15 protein-coding genes are annotated in these 15,579 nt (G+C 65.8%); 12 read left to right on the forward strand and 3 right to left on the reverse strand.

The genetic code is table 11. The annotated features are described in order from the left end of the window. Nucleotides 1-186: 186 nt before the first annotated feature. The 3 genes from ettA (at nucleotide 187) to AC1DV8_RS05290 (ending at nucleotide 3,714) form a co-directional block, all read left to right on the forward strand. On the forward strand, nucleotides 187-1,842 hold the full coding sequence (gene ettA, locus AC1DV8_RS05280; protein WP_477149002.1) for an energy-dependent translational throttle protein EttA: 1,656 nt from the start codon (nucleotides 187-189) through the stop codon (nucleotides 1,840-1,842). A gap of 49 nt (nucleotides 1,843-1,891) precedes the next feature. Further along, the gene (gene tam, locus AC1DV8_RS05285) at nucleotides 1,892-2,656 is read left to right on the forward strand and encodes a trans-aconitate 2-methyltransferase (RefSeq protein WP_477156727.1); all 765 of its coding nucleotides are present in this window, start codon (nucleotides 1,892-1,894) and stop codon (nucleotides 2,654-2,656) included. A gap of 209 nt (nucleotides 2,657-2,865) precedes the next feature. After that, entirely contained in the window at nucleotides 2,866-3,714 is an 849-nt protein-coding gene (locus AC1DV8_RS05290; RefSeq protein ID WP_477149004.1) for an alpha/beta fold hydrolase, read from the forward strand. Nucleotides 3,715-3,717: 3 nt separating this feature from the next. Here AC1DV8_RS05290 and ftrA read toward each other — a convergent pair whose 3' ends face one another. Beyond that, the gene (gene ftrA, locus AC1DV8_RS05295; protein WP_477156728.1) at nucleotides 3,718-4,689 is read right to left on the reverse strand and encodes a transcriptional regulator FtrA; all 972 of its coding nucleotides are present in this window, start codon (nucleotides 4,687-4,689) and stop codon (nucleotides 3,718-3,720) included. 96 nt (nucleotides 4,690-4,785) lie between these two features. Here ftrA and AC1DV8_RS05300 point away from each other — a divergent pair, with 96 nt between their 5' ends. Continuing rightward, the gene (locus AC1DV8_RS05300; protein WP_477156729.1) at nucleotides 4,786-5,223 is read left to right on the forward strand and encodes a rhodanese-like domain-containing protein; all 438 of its coding nucleotides are present in this window, start codon (nucleotides 4,786-4,788) and stop codon (nucleotides 5,221-5,223) included. Between the two features lie 85 nt (nucleotides 5,224-5,308). Further along, nucleotides 5,309-5,821, forward strand: coding sequence for a hypothetical protein (locus AC1DV8_RS05305; protein WP_477149007.1), 513 nt, complete (start codon nucleotides 5,309-5,311; stop codon nucleotides 5,819-5,821). Here the strand turns inward: AC1DV8_RS05305 and AC1DV8_RS05310 are convergent. After that, nucleotides 5,811-6,293, reverse strand: a complete 483-nt coding sequence (locus tag AC1DV8_RS05310; RefSeq protein ID WP_477156730.1) for a host attachment protein — start codon at nucleotides 6,291-6,293, stop codon at nucleotides 5,811-5,813. The two genes, AC1DV8_RS05305 and AC1DV8_RS05310, sit on opposite strands and share 11 nt — an antisense overlap. Nucleotides 6,294-6,461: 168 nt before the next feature. On the opposite strand from AC1DV8_RS05310, the gene rarD reads away from it, so the two are divergent. Together rarD and AC1DV8_RS05320 are read left to right on the forward strand one after the other, a co-directional pair. Next, nucleotides 6,462-7,373 (forward strand): EamA family transporter RarD, encoded by a 912-nt coding sequence (gene rarD, locus AC1DV8_RS05315; RefSeq protein WP_477156731.1) that lies wholly within the window; start codon nucleotides 6,462-6,464, stop codon nucleotides 7,371-7,373. After that, entirely contained in the window at nucleotides 7,370-7,957 is a 588-nt protein-coding gene (locus AC1DV8_RS05320; RefSeq protein ID WP_477156732.1) for an MOSC domain-containing protein, read from the forward strand. The genes rarD and AC1DV8_RS05320 overlap by 4 nt, the downstream gene beginning before the upstream one ends. Here the strand turns inward: AC1DV8_RS05320 and AC1DV8_RS05325 are convergent. Continuing rightward, nucleotides 7,939-8,853, reverse strand: a complete 915-nt coding sequence (locus AC1DV8_RS05325) for a LysR substrate-binding domain-containing protein (RefSeq protein WP_477149011.1) — start codon at nucleotides 8,851-8,853, stop codon at nucleotides 7,939-7,941. The genes AC1DV8_RS05320 and AC1DV8_RS05325 overlap by 19 nt on opposite strands. A 189-nt stretch (nucleotides 8,854-9,042) precedes the next feature. Here AC1DV8_RS05325 and katG point away from each other — a divergent pair, with 189 nt between their 5' ends. From katG to AC1DV8_RS05350, 5 genes are all read left to right on the forward strand, one after another. Beyond that, complete coding sequence (gene katG / locus AC1DV8_RS05330) at nucleotides 9,043-11,226, forward strand: catalase/peroxidase HPI (protein ID WP_477149012.1); 2,184 nt, start codon at nucleotides 9,043-9,045, stop codon at nucleotides 11,224-11,226. Between the two features lie 310 nt (nucleotides 11,227-11,536). Further along, nucleotides 11,537-12,667, forward strand: a complete 1,131-nt coding sequence (locus tag AC1DV8_RS05335; protein ID WP_477149013.1) for a DUF2336 domain-containing protein — start codon at nucleotides 11,537-11,539, stop codon at nucleotides 12,665-12,667. Nucleotides 12,668-12,790: 123 nt separating this feature from the next. After that, entirely contained in the window at nucleotides 12,791-13,753 is a 963-nt protein-coding gene (locus AC1DV8_RS05340) for an ArsR/SmtB family transcription factor (protein WP_477149014.1), read from the forward strand. After that, complete coding sequence (metF, locus tag AC1DV8_RS05345) at nucleotides 13,750-14,649, forward strand: methylenetetrahydrofolate reductase [NAD(P)H] (RefSeq protein WP_477149015.1); 900 nt, start codon at nucleotides 13,750-13,752, stop codon at nucleotides 14,647-14,649. Before AC1DV8_RS05340 ends, metF begins: the two co-directional genes overlap by 4 nt. Before the next feature lie 150 nt (nucleotides 14,650-14,799). Further along, nucleotides 14,800-15,522 carry a hypothetical protein gene (locus AC1DV8_RS05350; RefSeq protein WP_477156733.1) on the forward strand — a complete coding sequence of 241 codons (723 nt, stop codon included), beginning with the start codon at nucleotides 14,800-14,802 and terminating at the stop codon, nucleotides 15,520-15,522. Nucleotides 15,523-15,579 lie beyond the last annotated feature (57 nt).

The following is a 15,579-nucleotide window of genomic DNA, read 5'->3' on the forward strand; positions in this document are numbered from 1 at the left end:
ATCCTCCCGGGAGTGCTCTTCTGGCGCTGAATCGTATTAACGATAATGCAGCGAGCTGGCTAGCCGGAATCGCGACGGCCAATGCGGTGCCTCGGGGCAGGAGCCGAAGGTGGTGTTGCCCCAGCGGACCGCTTCCCCTACATACGGCGCTCGATTTCAAGCTTTAGCGGCGGGAGCAGTGCCCTCATGGCGCGCCAGTTCATCTATCACATGCACGGAATGTCCAAGGCCTATGCCGGCGGCAAGAAGGTGCTCGATAACATCCACCTGAGCTTCTACCCCGATGCCAAGATCGGCGTGCTGGGCCCGAACGGCTCGGGTAAGTCGACGCTGCTGCGCATCATGGCCGGCATCGACACCGAGTTCACCGGCGAGGCCTGGGCCGCCGATGGCGCCAAGATCGGCTATCTGCCGCAGGAGCCGCAGCTCGATCCGGCGCTCGACGTGCTCGGCAACGTCATGACCGGCGTCAAAGAGAAGAAGGACATCCTCGACCGTTACAACGAGTTGATGATGAACTACTCCGACGAGACCGCCGACGAGGCGACCAAGCTTCAGGACGTGATCGACTCCCAAAACCTCTGGGATCTCGAATCCCAGGTGGAAGTGGCCATGGAGGCGCTGGGCTGCCCGCCGGGCGACGCCCAGGTGGACAAGCTCTCGGGCGGCGAGAAGCGCCGCGTCGCGCTCTGCGCGCTGCTGCTCAGCAACCCCGACCTGATCCTCCTCGACGAACCGACCAACCATCTCGACGCCGAGACCACGGCGTGGCTGGAAAAGCACCTGCGCAACTTCGCCGGCGCCGTGCTGATCATCACCCATGACCGCTACTTCCTCGACAACGTTACTGGCTGGATCCTCGAGCTCGACCGCGGCAAGGGCGTGCCCTACGAGGGCAACTACTCGGCCTATCTCGAAGCCAAGACCAAGCGCTTCGCCCAGGAAGAGCGCGAGGACGCCGCTCGCATGAAGGTGCTCGAGAAGGAAAAGGAATGGATGGGGCAGTCGCCGCAGGCGCGGCAGGCCAAGTCCAAGGCGCGCATCAAGGCCTATGACGAGCTGGTCAAGATCAACGAGGCGCGCACCCAGTCGCAGACCGCGCAGATCATCATTCCGCCCGGCGAACGGCTCGGGCAGAACGTCATCGATATCGAGGGCATCTCCAAGTCCTACGGGGATCGCCTGCTGATCGACAACCTCACCTTCAAGCTGCCCCCCGGCGGCATCGTCGGCATCATCGGCCCGAACGGCGTCGGCAAGACCACGCTGTTCCGCATGCTGACCGGGCAGGAAAAGCCTGACTCGGGCACCATCACCGTCGCCGACAACGTCAACCTCGGCTATGTCGACCAGAGCCGCGACACGCTCGGCGCCAACAAGACCGTTTGGGAGGAAATCTCGGGCGGCAACGAGATCCTGATGCTGGGCAAGCGCGAGATGAACTCGCGCGCCTACACCTCGGCCTTCAACTTCAAGGGCGCCGACCAGCAGCAGAAGGTCGGCAATCTCTCAGGCGGACAGCGCAACCGCGTGCACCTGGCCAAGATGCTGAAGTCGGGCGCCAATGTGCTGCTCCTCGACGAGCCGACCAACGACCTCGACACCGAAACCCTCGCTGCCCTCGAAGAGGCGCTCGAGGAATTCGCCGGCTGCGCCGTGATCATCAGCCACGACCGCATGTTCCTCGATCGGCTGGCGACCCACATGCTGGCCTATGAGGGCGAGAGCCACTTCGAGTGGTTCGAAGGCAACTTCGCGGACTACGAGCAGGACAAGATCCGGCGGCTGGGGCCGGACAGCGTGAACCCGCATCGGGTGACGTACAAGAAGCTGACGCGCTGAGCGCAACAGGCCGGGCCCAGTGCCCGGCCTTTTCATTTGGAGTTTGAGAATGGCTGACTGGTCCCCCTCCACCTACCTGAAGTTCGAGGACGAGCGGACCCGTCCGGCGCGCGACCTCCTGGCGCAGGTGCCGCTGACGGCGCCGAAGCGGGTGGTCGACATGGGGTGCGGGCCGGGCAATTCCACCGAGCTGCTGGTCGAACGGTTTCCCGCGGCGCTAGTGATTGGGCTCGACAACTCGCCCAACATGCTCGCCGAAGCCCGGCAGCGCGTGCCTCAGGCGACGTTCGATGTGGCCGACGCCAACACGTGGGTGCCGGAGCCGGAAACCGATCTCGTCTTTGCCAACGCCATCTACCAATGGGTGCCCAAGCATCTCGTCGCTCTGACCCGCGTTGCCGCCGCGCAAGCCGAGGGCGGGGTGCTGGCCGTACAGATGCCCGACAATATCGGTGAGCCGTCGCATCAACTGATGCGTCAGGTGGCTGCCGACGGTCCATGGGCCGAGCGCCTGAAACAGGCCGCCCGCGCCCCGCTGCTGCCGGTGCGCGTCTACTACGACGCGCTGCGCCCGACGGCCCGCCGCCTCGATATCTGGCACAGCAACTACAACCACGTGCTCGATGGTCCGGAAGCCATCGTCGAATGGGTCCAGGCCACCGGCCTCCGTCCGTTCATCGATCCGCTCGAGCCGGCAGAGCGCGAGGAGTTCCTCGCCCGCTACCTCGAGCTGATCGCCGGCGCCTATCCGCGCACGGTGGACGGCAAGGTACTGCTGCGCTTCCCACGAATGTTCATCGTGGCGGTGAAGTAGGCTCAGATCGGCGCGGCGTTCACTTCGACAACGTTGCGGTCCGGATCGAGCACATAGAGCTGCGCGAACCCGGCTGCTCCGGTGCGCTTCATCATGATGCGCTTGGGGGCGCCCTCCGGCGCGTGCTCGGAGACACCGCTGCCAGATCGTCCCTCTGGCCAGCGGCGGCGACGGGTGCTAGGCGAAAACTTTGCGAAACGGAGCCCAACGTGACCTCTCCCTTCGAAATCGACTTTGACGGCGCGCTGATCCGCGGCGAGGCCGCCGGCTTCGGCATTCCCGTGGTATTTCTCCATGCCGGGGTGGCCGACCGCCGCATGTGGTCCGAGCAGATGCGCCAGCTGGCGGCCGAGGGCTACCACGTCATCAGCTACGATCGGCGCGGCTTCGGCGAGACCGAAACGGCCGACGTGCCGTTCAATCACCTGGTCGATCTCGAGGCGGTGCTCGATCGGCTGAGCGTCCATGCGGCAATCTTCGTCGGCTCCTCAATGGGCGGTGGCCTCGCGATCGATTTCGCGCTGGAGCATCCGGGCCGGACCGTTGCGCTGGTGCTGATGGGCACGGCGGTGACAGGGGCCGAAGGCTACGAGGTCGACGAGGAAGTCGAACAGCTCGAGGAGGCGTTCGAATACGCCAAGGAGCGCGGCAACATCGCGACCGCCAACCGCATCCAGGCGCATGAATGGCTTGATGGGCCCTATGGGGAATCCGGGCGGGTTACGGGTCCGGTGCGCGAGTTGTTCCTCGCCATGAACGAGATCCACCTCAACCACGCGCCGCTCACCAAGGAGGAGCGTCCGGAGGCGGCGTTCCACAACCTCTCGGCAATCACCGCGCCGACGCTGCTGGTGGTCGGTGAGCTCGATTGCTCCGACATCATTTCGATCCACGAGGACCTGTCCGAGGAACTGGAGAACGCCTTCGCGGTGGTGCTCGAGGACACGGCGCATTTCCCAAGCCTCGAACGGCCCGACCTGTTCGATCCGATCCTGTTCGAGTTCCTCGAAGCTGTGACTGGACAAGGCGAGGGTGACGGCGACGAGGCCGACGACTAGCCGCTACGCGGCGGCGATCCGCCCAAAGCTGCGCCTGAACGCGCTGGGGCTCACGCCAGTCTTGGCCCGAAAGTGATGTCTCAACGTCTCCTGGCTGCGGAAGCCGCTGGCCTCGGCGATGGCGTCGAGGCCGAAGTCGGTGGTCTCCAGCAGTTCCTTGGTGCGCTCGACGCGCTCGGTGATGAGCCAAGTCAACGGGCTGAGGCCGGTGGCTTCGTTGAAGTGTCGAATCAACGTGCGCTCGGAGAGCATTGCCAGCGCTGCCATCCGGGCGATGCTCCAGTCCTCGTCCAGCCGTCCGCGCAACGTATCGAGCAGCGGGCCGATGCGGCCCCTCCGTTCCTTGGCCACGGGGCGGGCGACGAACTGCGCCTGGCCGCCGTCGCGATGGGCGGGGAGGACGAGGCGCCGGGCCACGGTGTTGGCGATCTCGGCGCCAAAGTCCTGGCGAACGATGTGGAGGCAGAGGTCGATGCCGGCTGCCGAGCCGGCGGCGGTGAGGAGGTTTCCGTCCTCCGAGTAGAGGATGTCGGGCTCGACTTCGATCCCCGGAAACTCGGCGCGGAGCGTTTCGGCATAGCGCCAGTGCGTGGTGGCGCGGCGGCCGTCGAGCAGTCCGGCGCGGGCTGGGACGAATACGCCCGAGCAGAGGGTCGCGATGCGGGCGCCGCGAGCGTGGGCCGTCCGTAGCGCCGCGACCAGCGGTTCGGGCACCGGCATTTTCGCGCCCCGCCAACCCGGCACGACAATCAGCCCGGCATGCTGAAGCCGGCCCAAGTCGTGGCTGGCCGCGACGCTGATGCCGCCGCTGGCGCGATAGGGGCCCGGCTCGATGCCGACGATCTCGTGTGTGTACCAGTCGAGATGCGCGAACTCCGGCCGGGCAAGGCCAAACACTTCGACGGCGATGCCGAACTCGAACATGCAGAGTTGGTCGTAGGCGAGGATGGCGACGTGGCGGTTGGGTCTATCCATGATGGCGGTATCTTACCGCATATTGGCATTCCCGCCACTCACCAGTCCCGCCGTTTTCCGGCAAGTTCACGCCATTCCAACCCCCAGGAGGCCCAAATGCCAAGCAACATCGCCCTTGTCCCCGCCGCCGCGTCGCCAGAGGCGCTGCTGCACTTCTCCCGCCGGCTCGGCTTCGAGACCGATTGCTGGGACGTGCACGATGCGCTGAGCCGCGATACGCAGGATTTCGTGCTGCTCGATGTGCGCAGCCCGGTTCTCTATGCGCAGGGGCACGTGCCCGGGGCGCTCAACCTGCCGCATGGCAAGATCACCGCGCGCCGGATGGCCGAATGGCCGGAGGGGACGCTGTTCGTCACCTATTGCGCCGGCCCGCACTGCAACGGCGCCAACAAGGGGGCACTGCGGCTGGCCGAACTGGGCCGCCCGGTCAAGGAGATGATCGGCGGAGTGACCGGCTGGCTGGACGAAGGCTTCGTGCTCGCGAGCGGCGAAGCGGTCGGCAGCATCGCGATTGCCAGGCAGGCGGCGGAATAACGTCTCCCGTCGCGCAAATCCGCTTGCCAGCAAGGCGACTCCAGCCACAAGCTCCGCCCGAATTATTCTTGGGAAGGGCTCGCACATGAACAAAATTATCCTCGGCGCCATCGCCTCGGCGCTGGTGCTCACGACGCCGGTGATGGCCTGCGAAACGGTCACCAGCACGAAGGTGAAGGTCAGCGCCTGCATCGACACCACCGGCTGGGCGGTGCAGACGCCGGCCGGCGATCAGGAGTTCCTCTACTACTCCAGCGACGAGACCATTGGTTTCGCGGTCATCAACGAGACTGGCGCCTGGCCCGTCTCGCAGTTCCGCGAGGCCATCCTCACCAACGCGGCAGCGGCAGCGCTCGACGGCAAGCCGGAGAACGTCACCGTCGTCAGCGAGCGGCTGGAGAACATCGGCGGCAAAGCCTGGAACGTCATCGAATACCAGGTCAAGACAACCGATGCGGCGCTGCTGTTCCAGAATTTCTACTATGTGCAGCCGGGCTTCGGCTCGAGCCAGTTCGTCTACTGGAGCGTGCCCGAAGGTGGCACCTCGGCGGCATTCCGTGCCGGGCAGATGCTGGCCACGGTCCAGTTTACCGAATAGCTGGAAGGGGGGGGGGCGGCGACATGGCGAGCAGGCTATCGAAATGCTGGCCAAGCTGCGCCGTTGGGATGTTCGTCAGGTCCTTGGGCAGCTCGGCGACAACAGTGTCGCGGAGGCCTTTGCTGAGTGCGGGCCGCAGATCGCCAAGCGCGGTCGGCGCGGCGGCGATGATCAGCTGATCGAAGGAGTGCCGCTGGTATTTGCGCTCCAGTTCCTCGGCGACGTTTTCGACGAAGCGCCGCTCGCGCACGGCCACTGGATCGGATGAGTATTCCATGGCGCTGCGACCGCCGGCGCCCATCGATGAAATGCTCCGTCCAGGGCGGTCTGCCATGATCTCCCCGGCCTTCAGCGGTTCCTGTTCGAACATCAGATCGTCGATGGCTTTCAATCCCTTGCCAGGTCCGCAATGCTCGAAGACCTTGGCCGTGGCCCCGTCGGCGATGAGGATCCAGGTGACCTTGGCTTTCATGGCGCTCTCCTTGTGATGGTACGAAGGACTAACGCAGGACGTGGCGATTGGTTTGATCACCATCAAGCCGTGTTGTGCAGCCAATCACAAACTCTGATTTGTCCGCCCTCGGGGCCGCTGCTAGAAGGCGGCTCTCACAGGGCCGCCTGAGGCCCGGAAGGACACGCGTTGGCGTCCGTCACCAGCTCCGAAAGCCACCGTCCGGACAGCGGCCTCGCCGCTGGCGTCGCGACCTATGTGCTGTGGGGATTCCTGCCGCTGCTGTTCAACCTGCTGCATCACGTGGGGGCGGCGACCGTGGTTGCCGACCGGACGCTGTGGTCGCTGCTGGTGTTGGGCGTCATCATGATGCTGGGCGGGCGCATGGTCGAGGTGCAGGCGGCGCTGCGCGACCCGCGCACGGTGCGCTCGATGGTGATGGCGGCGCTGATCCTGGGCGGCAACTGGCTGATCTATGTGTTCGCGGTCGAGAGCGGGCAGGTGCTCGAGGCGAGCTTCGGGTACTTCATCTTGCCGCTGGTGAATGTGGCGACCGGTGTGTTGTTGCTCGGCGAGCGACTCAACCGCTGGCAGATGGTTTCCATCGCCATTGCTGCGGTCGCCATCGCTATTCAGGCCGTCGCAATCGGCGGCATTCCCTATGTGGCGCTCAGCCTGGCGCTGACCTTCGCGGCCTATGGCTACCTGCGCAAGACCGCCAAGGTGAGTTCCGCGCCGGGGCTGTTCGTCGAAACCCTGGTGCTGGCGCCGATCGCCATCGCCTATCTCGGCTACACATTCGTCCGTGATGGCGGCGTCGGCTGGCACGGCGATCCGTATTCGCTGATCCTCCTGGCGCTGACCGGACCGGCAACGGCCTTGCCGCTGCTGCTCTTTGCCTTCGCGGTGCAGCGGCTGAAGATGACGACCGTCGGTATGCTGCAGTACATCGCGCCGTCGATCACATTCCTCCTCGCCATCACGTTGTTCGGCGAGCACCTCAACGCGGTGCGACTCGTCAGCTTCGGGCTGATCTGGGTGTCGCTGGTGGTCTATACGCTCGACTCGGTGGTGCGCCGGCGACGGCGCGTGGCGGCATGAGCGAGCCGCTTCCGGCGCTGACCCTCACCGGCCTGGTCGACGGTACGTTCGTCGTCGAGAGCGAGGCGGTCGAGTCGACGGCGCATCCTGAACTGACCCTCACTTATGACGGTGTCGCCGGAGACCGGCACCAGGGGGCGGTGCGACTGAGCGGTGCCCGCGAGCCGTGGTATCCCCGCCGCACGCCGATGCGCAACGAGCGGCAGATCTCTATCGTCAGCTCCGAGGAACTGGCGGAGGTCGCCACGTCTCTCGGCCTGCCGCACATCCTCGGCGAATGGGTCGGCGCCAACCTGATCCTCTCCGGCATCCCGCATCTGACGCAGCTGCCGCCGCGCAGCCTGATGATGTTCCCGTCCGGCGCCACTATCCGTATCGATGGCGACAACGACCCCTGCCGCAAGACCGGCAAGACGATCGCGGCGCATATCGAGGGCAGGGCCGACATCGAGTTCGGTTTCGTCAAGGCGGCGATGGGCAAACGCGGCCTCGTCGGCTGGGTCGAGCGCGAAGGCGTGATCCGGCAGGGCGATGCAGTGAAGGTCCGCACCTGGCGGCAGTCCCCTTACCCGATCGAGGGCTGAACGACCGCCGGACGCGCCTGCCGGATCGTCTCGGCAACCTGCTCGAACACCGCGCCGAATGGCGTCGCCTCGCGCCACACCAGCGACAACAGCCGCCGCGCGCCCGGCGATTCCAGCCGGTGGATGCGGATGCGGTCGCCCGTGGCTTCCTTTTTCAGCGCGATCTCCGGCAACAGCGTGATGCCCTGGCCGTTGGCGACAAACTCGACGATGGTCGAGAGCGAGGTGGCGGCAAAGGTGCGCCGCGCCGCATCCGGGTCGAGCGAGCAGGCGGCGATGGCTTGTTCACGGAAGCAATGACCCTCGTCGAGCAGCAGCACCCGATCGCCGTCGATGTCGGCCAGCGGAACTGGGTCGACGGTATTGTCGCCGGCACCAGTGGCCAGCACGAACTCATCGGCGAATAGCGGCGCCGCGGTGAGCCGTGGGCCACCCGCCCTGGGCTCGCTGGCGATCAGCGCCAGGTCGAGGCTGCCGTCGGCGAGGCTGTCGATCAGCGCGTCGGTGCGGCTCTCTGAAACGGTGAAGCTCAGCTCCGGCAGGTCGCGCTGCAGGGCGGGGAACACGTGTGGCAGCAGGTAGGGCGCCACCGTCGGGATCACCCCCAGCCGCAGCGGTCGCGCCGGGTTGCCGCGCTGACCGGCGACGAACGACATCAACCCCTCGGTTTGCTCGAGAATCGGCCGCGCCCGCTCTACGAACTCGCGGCCCAGTGGCGTGAGCCGCACGGATTTGCCAAGCCGATCGAACAATGGGGCGCCGCACAGTTCCTCGAGCTGCCGGATCTGCTGGCTGAGGCCGGGCTGGGTGACGTGGCAACGCTCGGCGGCCCGGCCGAAATGCCCGGTTTCCGCCAGCGCGACGGCATACTGCATCTGTCTCAGGGTGACGGTCATAAGCGCACGTTATCACGATGAGTAGTGCAATCAATTGGCCTTATGTGTCTCGCCTGGTCCACAATGCAAGCGTTCCAGTGTGTGACTCGCGACCGTCGCGCCGAAGCGCGCGAATGGTCACTGCGGCGTCACCCGGAAACCCTATCGAAGACCGCAAATGGATATCGCCTCGGGCGAACGGAGACTGACATGGACGCATCGAATGAAGGCAATGGCGGCGAGTGCCCGGTCCCCCATGGTGGTGGCGGCGGTCGCAAAGGCCGGGGCCACTCCAACCGCGATTGGTGGCCCACGCAACTCGATGTCCAGGTGCTGCACAAGAACTCCGGCCTCGCCGATCCGCTGGGGCGGGATTTCGACTACGCCGAGGCGTTCAAGACACTCGATCTCGCCGCGCTGAAGGCCGACCTCACCGCCCTGATGACCGACTCGCAGGACTGGTGGCCGGCCGATTTCGGCCACTACGGTGGCCTCTTTATTCGGATGGCCTGGCACAGCGCCGGCACCTATCGCATCACCGATGGCCGCGGCGGCGCCGGGCAGGGGCAGCAGCGCTTCGCCCCGCTCAACAGCTGGCCCGACAATGCCAATCTCGACAAGGCCCGGCGCCTGCTCTGGCCGCTGAAGCAGAAGTACGGCAACGCCATTTCGTGGGCCGACCTGCTGATCCTCACCGGCAACGTCGCCCTCGAATCGATGGGCTTCAAGACCTTCGGCTTCGCCGGCGGCCGCGCCGATGTGTGGGAGCCCGAGGAGCTGTTCTGGGGTCCGGAAGGCACCTGGCTCGGCGACGAGCGCTATTCGGGCGAGCGCGAGCTGGCCGAGCCGCTGGGCGCGGTGCAGATGGGTCTCATCTACGTCAATCCGGAAGGCCCGAACGGCAACCCGGATCCGCTGAAGGCAGCGCGTGACATCCGCGAAACCTTCGCCCGCATGGCGATGAACGACGAGGAAACCGTCGCGCTGATCGCCGGCGGCCACTCCTTCGGCAAGACCCACGGCGCCGGTGATCCGTCGCTCGTCGGCCCGGAGCCGGAAGCCGGTGCGCTCGAAGACCAGGGCCTCGGTTGGAAGGGCGGCCACGGCGTCGGCCATTCCGGCGACACCATCACCTCCGGCCTCGAAGTCATCTGGACCCAGACGCCCACCCGCTGGTCGAACTACTTCTTCGAAAACCTCTTCGCCTTCGAGTGGGAGCTGACCACCAGCCCCGCCGGTGCCAAGCAGTGGACCGCCAAGGGCGCCGAGGCCTCGATCCCCGAAGCCTTCGGCACCGGCAAGCGCGTCCCCACCATGCTCACCACCGACCTCGCGTTGCGCGTCGACCCGGCCTACGAGCAGATATCGCGCCGCTTCCTCGAGCATCCTGAGCAGTTCGCCGATGCCTTCGCGCGCGCCTGGTTCAAGCTCACCCACCGCGACATGGGTCCGAAGGTCCGCTATCTCGGCCCCGAGGTTCCGGCCGAGGACCTGATCTGGCAGGACGTCATCCCCGCCGTCGACCACCCACTGGTCACGGACGCTGATATCGCCAGGATCAAGTCCGAGATTCTGAACACCAACCTCTCGGTCGCGGAGCTGGTTGGTACTGCCTGGGCTTCAGCCTCGACCTTCCGTGGCTCCGACAAGCGCGGCGGGGCCAACGGCGCCCGCATTCGCCTTGCTCCGCAGAAGGACTGGGCCGTCAACCAGCCCGAGCGGCTCGACAAGGTGCTGAGCGTACTGGAGGATATCCAGCACGAGGTAGAACTGGCCGGCAAGCGCATCTCCCTCGCCGACCTGATCGTGCTGGCGGGCAGCGCCGGCATCGAGAAGGCGGCGGCGGACGCTGGCAACCCCGTCACCGTGCCGTTCACCCCCGGCCGCATGGACGCCTCGCAGGAGCAGACCGACGTCCTCTCCTTCCGCGCCCTCGAGCCTCGCGCCGATGCTTTCCGCAACTACCTCAGCGGCCGCCAGTTCATGCAGCCCGAGGAAGCCATGGTCGACAAGGCCCAGCTCCTCCGCCTCACCGCGCCGGAACTGACGGTGCTGCTCGGTGGCCTCCGCGTCCTCGGCATCGGTGCGGACAAGCACGGCGTGCTCACCACCCGCCCGGGCCAGTTGACCAACGACTTCTTCGTCAACCTGCTGTCCATGGCGACCGAGTGGAAGCCTGCCGACCAGACGCACAATGTCTATGCCGGCCATGACCGCAAAACCGGTGAAGTGCGCTGGACCGCCACCCGCGTCGACCTGATCTTCGGCGCGCACTCGCAGCTGCGCGCCCTGGCCGAGGTCTACGCCCAGTCGGATGCGACCGAGAAGTTTGCCAAGGACTTCGTCGCCGCCTGGGTCAAGGTAATGAACGCCGACCGGTTCGACCTAGCCTGACGCCCTCAGTCGGTGCCTTCTCCCCTTCTGGGAGAAGGTGCCCGAAGGGCGGATGAGGGGTCTCTCTTCACGAACTCAGTCGCCCTTCGCTTCGCTCCGGTCGCGCGACACTTCGTGTCACGGGACCCCTCATCCGGCGCTTCGCGCCACCTTCTCCCACAAGGGGAGAAGGCAGGCAGGCGCGGGCCGTTAGCGAGCCCTCACCAAACTCCGCGCAATTTGAATCAAATTTCCGCCCTTACCTTCAGCGCGCGCACTTAACTGCCGGGCCAATCTGCCCTCCATACGGCAGAAGCCGGAGGGAAGTGACATGACTGAGATGGAAGAGGGCACCACACGCGCCTTCTCGACGTTCAGGGTCCTGAACGGTGACTCCAATATCGTGGAACGCGACCAGCTGTTCCGCAACATGGCCCAGCTCTACTCCTACGTGTCGGATCGCTGCGATGACGAGCAGGTCGCGCAGTACGACGAGGTGTTGTGCCAGCTGGCTGAACTGGTTGAATCCGAGGCGCGGGCCTATGTGGCCAAGCTCCTCGCGCCGCTCGACCGCGCGCCGGGCAATGTGGTGGTCAAGCTCGCCAATGACGAGATCGAGGTGGCGCAGCCGTTGCTCGAATTCTCGAACGTGTTGAGCGACGACGACTTGATCGAGATCATCGCCAACCAGTCCGAGGAGCATCGCGTGGCCATTGCCGGCCGCACGCAGGTTCCCGAGAGGGTCGGCGAAGCCATCGTCGAGCACGGCGAGACCGCCTCGGTGATCAAGCTGGTGCGCAACACCAATGCCGAGATCGGCCAGCAGGCGCTCGAGCGTCTCGCCGAACGCGCCGCATCGGATGCTGCGATCGCGGCCGACCTGCGCGGTCGCGAAGATCTCGACTGGAAGAGCCTCGGCGGCAAGATCGAAGCGGTCGGCGATCGGGTCCGCGAGACCATGTCGCGCATCGATCCGCGGGTTGATCCGGTCACTGTCGGCAAGGTGCAGGCTGTGGTCTACAACCGCATGCGCAACCGCGCCGGCTTCTCCAGCCAGGAGTGGAAGGTCGCCTATAACCAGGTGAAGGCGCTCTCGGACCGCAAGCAGCTCGATGAGCGCGCGCTGATCCGCTTCGCCCGCTTTGGCTACGGCCACCACACCGCCGCCGCGCTCACCATGCTGCTGCGCGTCGGCCCGGAAGTTTTCGTCAAGTGGCTCGCCATGCAGGACTATGTGGCGATCACCGTGGCGCTTCGTGCCCTGGGCATCCAGCCCGACCTGTTCGAGGCGATGATCGCCTCGATGCCCTGGCGGGATCTGCCGAGCCAGGCCGACCTGCAGAACGTCCGGAGGCGCTTCGAAGCGCTCAGCAAGGACGAAGCGGTCGGCATCTTCGAGCTCTGGCGCACCCACGCCTTCCGCCGCCGCCTGCCCAACGAGGACGTCGTCGGCGCCGCCTGATACCTACACTCTGTCCAACTCTTCAACGGCGGTCCGCAAGGGCCGCCGTTTTTCGCTGGGAACGACCCTCTAGACCAAGCCGCGCAACGCATATAAAGATATCTTTATATCTCGTGAGGCCGAATGAACGACACGGCGGACTTGGTGGGGGTGCTGCGCGCGGCGGGGGAAACGACCCGGCTGCGGCTGTTGGCATTGCTCGCCGATGGTGAGCAATCGGTCAAGGACCTCACCGAGATCCTCGGCCAGAGCCAGCCGCGCGTCTCCCGCCACCTGAAACTGCTGGCCGACGCCGGCTTGATCACCCGCAATGCCGAAGGCGCCTGGGCCTATTACGGGCTCGCGCCGGAAGGGCCGGGCGGCGATCTGGCGCGCTGGCTGATCGGCCGGCTTTCGCCCGAGGATGCCGATCGGCTGCGTGACCGCCAGCGCCTCGAGTCCGTTCGGCTCAACCAGGCCGAGCAGGCCGCGGCCTATTTCGCCAAGGTTGCCGACAGCTGGGATCTGCTGCGCTCGCTGCATGTGCCCGAGGAGGCGGTGGAGGCCGCCATCGTTCAGGCGATGCAGGGCAGGGTGGTCGACACCCTCATCGATCTGGGCACAGGCACCGGCCGGATGCTCGAACTGCTGGCGGGCCACTACCGCCGCGGCATCGGCATCGATGCGAGTCGCGAGATGATTGCCGTGGCCCGGGCCAAGCTCGCTCAGTGCTCGATCGGCCATGCGCAGGTGCGGCTCGGCGATATCGCCGATCTCGATGCCAGCGCTGGCCGCGCCGATGTCATCGTCATCCACCAGGTGCTGCACTATTTCGATGATCCGGGCCGGGTTCTGGCACAGGCGCGTCGTGCGCTGAAGCCGGGCGGCGAGATGCTGATCGTCGATTTCGCCCCGCACGGGCTCGAGTTTCTCCGCACCCACCACGCGCATCGCCGCCTCGGTCTGAGCGAGGCACAGATGGCCGGCTGGGCGCGCGCCACCGATCTGGCGGTCAGCGAACTCAAATCCTTCCCACCCACCAATCCGACCGAAGGCCTTACCGTGTGCCTCTGGCGGCTCACCGACGAGACGGACAAACCCATATGAGTACCGACTACACCGACCGCCCGAGCCGCATGCGCCCGGACGTGCGGCCGAAATTCCAGGTCTCGTTCGAGTTCTTCCCGCCCAAGACCGACGTCATGGAAGAGCGGTTCTGGGACTCGATCCACAAGCTCGCGCCGCTCCATCCGCGGTTCGTGTCGGTTACCTATGGCGCCGGCGGCTCGACGCGCGAGCGCACCCTGCGCATGGTGAAAGAGGTGAAGGCCCAAACCGGCGTCGACGCCGCGGCGCATCTCACCTGCGTCGGCGCGACGCGCGATGAGGTCGATGCTGTGGTGCGCGGCTACCAGGAAGCGGGCATTTCCCGCATCGTTGCGCTGCGCGGCGATCCGGCCGAGGGCATCGGCAAGCCGTTCGTCCCGCACCCCGAGGGCTACCAGAACGCGGCCGAACTTGTCGCGGGCATCCGGCGGATCGGTGAATTCGATATCTCGGTTGCCGCTTATCCGGACAAGCATCCGCAAAGCCCGAGCTGGGACGCCGAGATCGACAACCTCAAGCGCAAGCTGGATGCGGGTGCCAGCCGCGCCATCACCCAGATGTTCTTCAGCAACGACGACTATTTCCGCCTGATCGACCGCGCGCAGGCCGCCGGCATCACCGCGCCGATCGTGCCGGGAATCCAACCGATCCACTCGTTCAAGCAGATCTCCAGCTTTGCGGCCAAGAACGGTGCCTCCATCCCGGACTGGCTGACCGATCGATTCGAAGGCCTCGACGAAGATCCCGAGACACATGCGCTGGTTGCATCGGCGGTCGCCGCGGAGCAGGTGTTGGAACTGGTCGATAACGGCAGTACTGAGTTCCACTTCTTTACGCTGAACCGCTCCAACCTGGTACTGGCGCTGGCGCGGCTGCTTGGTTATCGCCCCGACTAACCCAAGGGCTGACAACGTGTTCAGCGTCCGTTCAGGTCCGTTCAGGCAGCGTTCATCCTGGGGTACTGCCCCGGCCATCCACAAAATGGCCACGTTAATTGGCTTCCGTCGGGCTGTGGGGACGGGGGCAAGTTTGAAGGACAGCAGCCAATGAAACTCGATGGCAAGGTGAAGGGCGGACTGGCTTGGGCCGGTCTAGTCGTCATCCTCGCGGTGCCTGCCGCGAACATGGTCGTCGGCAACCCGACCAGCACCACGGCGACTGCCGTGACCGCTGCAGATGCCACCACGACCAAGCCAGCCCTGAAGCTTCCGGCAGCCAAGCCCGCGGCGACTGATCCGATCGAGACCGCCAGCGTCACGACCGAGGATCCGGTCGACAAGCTGCTGGCGAAGGGCAAGAAGCTGCCCTCATACATTTCGGACGGCGACAATGCCGCCGTGACGCCTGCGCCGCAGAAGCCCGTCACGCTGAAGCCGGTCTCGCCGACGACCCCGATCAAGGCGCCGACCGAGGTCGCGACCGTAGCGCCCGCCGACGCCAACCCGCCGATGCCGCTGCCGCGCAGCGCCCGGCCCAAGGCGACCGAGGTAGCGTCGCTGCCGGCTGCAGAGAAGCCGCTGATTCTCGACGAGAACAAGGTGAAGCAGCAGGAGAACGCCGCTGTCGAGCCGTTCCCGCTCAGCGACGACGAGGTCGTGACGGGCGATCAGCTCGAGGAATGGGATTCGGGCTCGCTCGCCGACTATCTCGAGCGCAAGGGCCTGTTGTCGCAGACCTCGGATGACTACGATTCGGATGGGTTCTACCTCGATGAGGGCCCCAACAAAAAGAAGAAGCAGCTGCCGGACGACGAGTTCTTCTTCTTCTGAAACCTGCGGCCGCCTCACAAGGCGGCCGAAACGTCCATGGGGGCCCGACGATGCAAT

It is taken from the genome of Devosia sp. P3_B2 (assembly GCF_056402875.1).

What these genes read in the sequence shown, in the direction of transcription:
- tam (WP_477156727.1), top strand. Translation starts at nt 1,892, where the DNA reads ATGGCTGACTGGTCCCCCTCCACCTACCTGAAGTTCGAGGACGAGCGG.
- AC1DV8_RS05320 (WP_477156732.1), top strand. Translation starts at nt 7,370, where the DNA reads ATGAGCGAGCCGCTTCCGGCGCTGACCCTCACCGGCCTGGTCGACGGT.
- AC1DV8_RS05340 (WP_477149014.1), top strand. Translation starts at nt 12,791, where the DNA reads ATGAACGACACGGCGGACTTGGTGGGGGTGCTGCGCGCGGCGGGGGAA.
- AC1DV8_RS05305 (WP_477149007.1), top strand. Translation starts at nt 5,309, where the DNA reads ATGAACAAAATTATCCTCGGCGCCATCGCCTCGGCGCTGGTGCTCACG.
- AC1DV8_RS05350 (WP_477156733.1), top strand. Translation starts at nt 14,800, where the DNA reads ATGAAACTCGATGGCAAGGTGAAGGGCGGACTGGCTTGGGCCGGTCTA.
- AC1DV8_RS05325 (WP_477149011.1), bottom strand. Translation starts at nt 8,853, where the DNA reads ATGACCGTCACCCTGAGACAGATGCAGTATGCCGTCGCGCTGGCGGAA.
- AC1DV8_RS05300 (WP_477156729.1), top strand. Translation starts at nt 4,786, where the DNA reads ATGCCAAGCAACATCGCCCTTGTCCCCGCCGCCGCGTCGCCAGAGGCG.
- ettA (WP_477149002.1), top strand. Translation starts at nt 187, where the DNA reads ATGGCGCGCCAGTTCATCTATCACATGCACGGAATGTCCAAGGCCTAT.
- metF (WP_477149015.1), top strand. Translation starts at nt 13,750, where the DNA reads ATGAGTACCGACTACACCGACCGCCCGAGCCGCATGCGCCCGGACGTG.
- ftrA (WP_477156728.1), bottom strand. Translation starts at nt 4,689, where the DNA reads ATGGATAGACCCAACCGCCACGTCGCCATCCTCGCCTACGACCAACTC.
- AC1DV8_RS05310 (WP_477156730.1), bottom strand. Translation starts at nt 6,293, where the DNA reads ATGAAAGCCAAGGTCACCTGGATCCTCATCGCCGACGGGGCCACGGCC.
- AC1DV8_RS05335 (WP_477149013.1), top strand. Translation starts at nt 11,537, where the DNA reads ATGACTGAGATGGAAGAGGGCACCACACGCGCCTTCTCGACGTTCAGG.
- katG (WP_477149012.1), top strand. Translation starts at nt 9,043, where the DNA reads ATGGACGCATCGAATGAAGGCAATGGCGGCGAGTGCCCGGTCCCCCAT.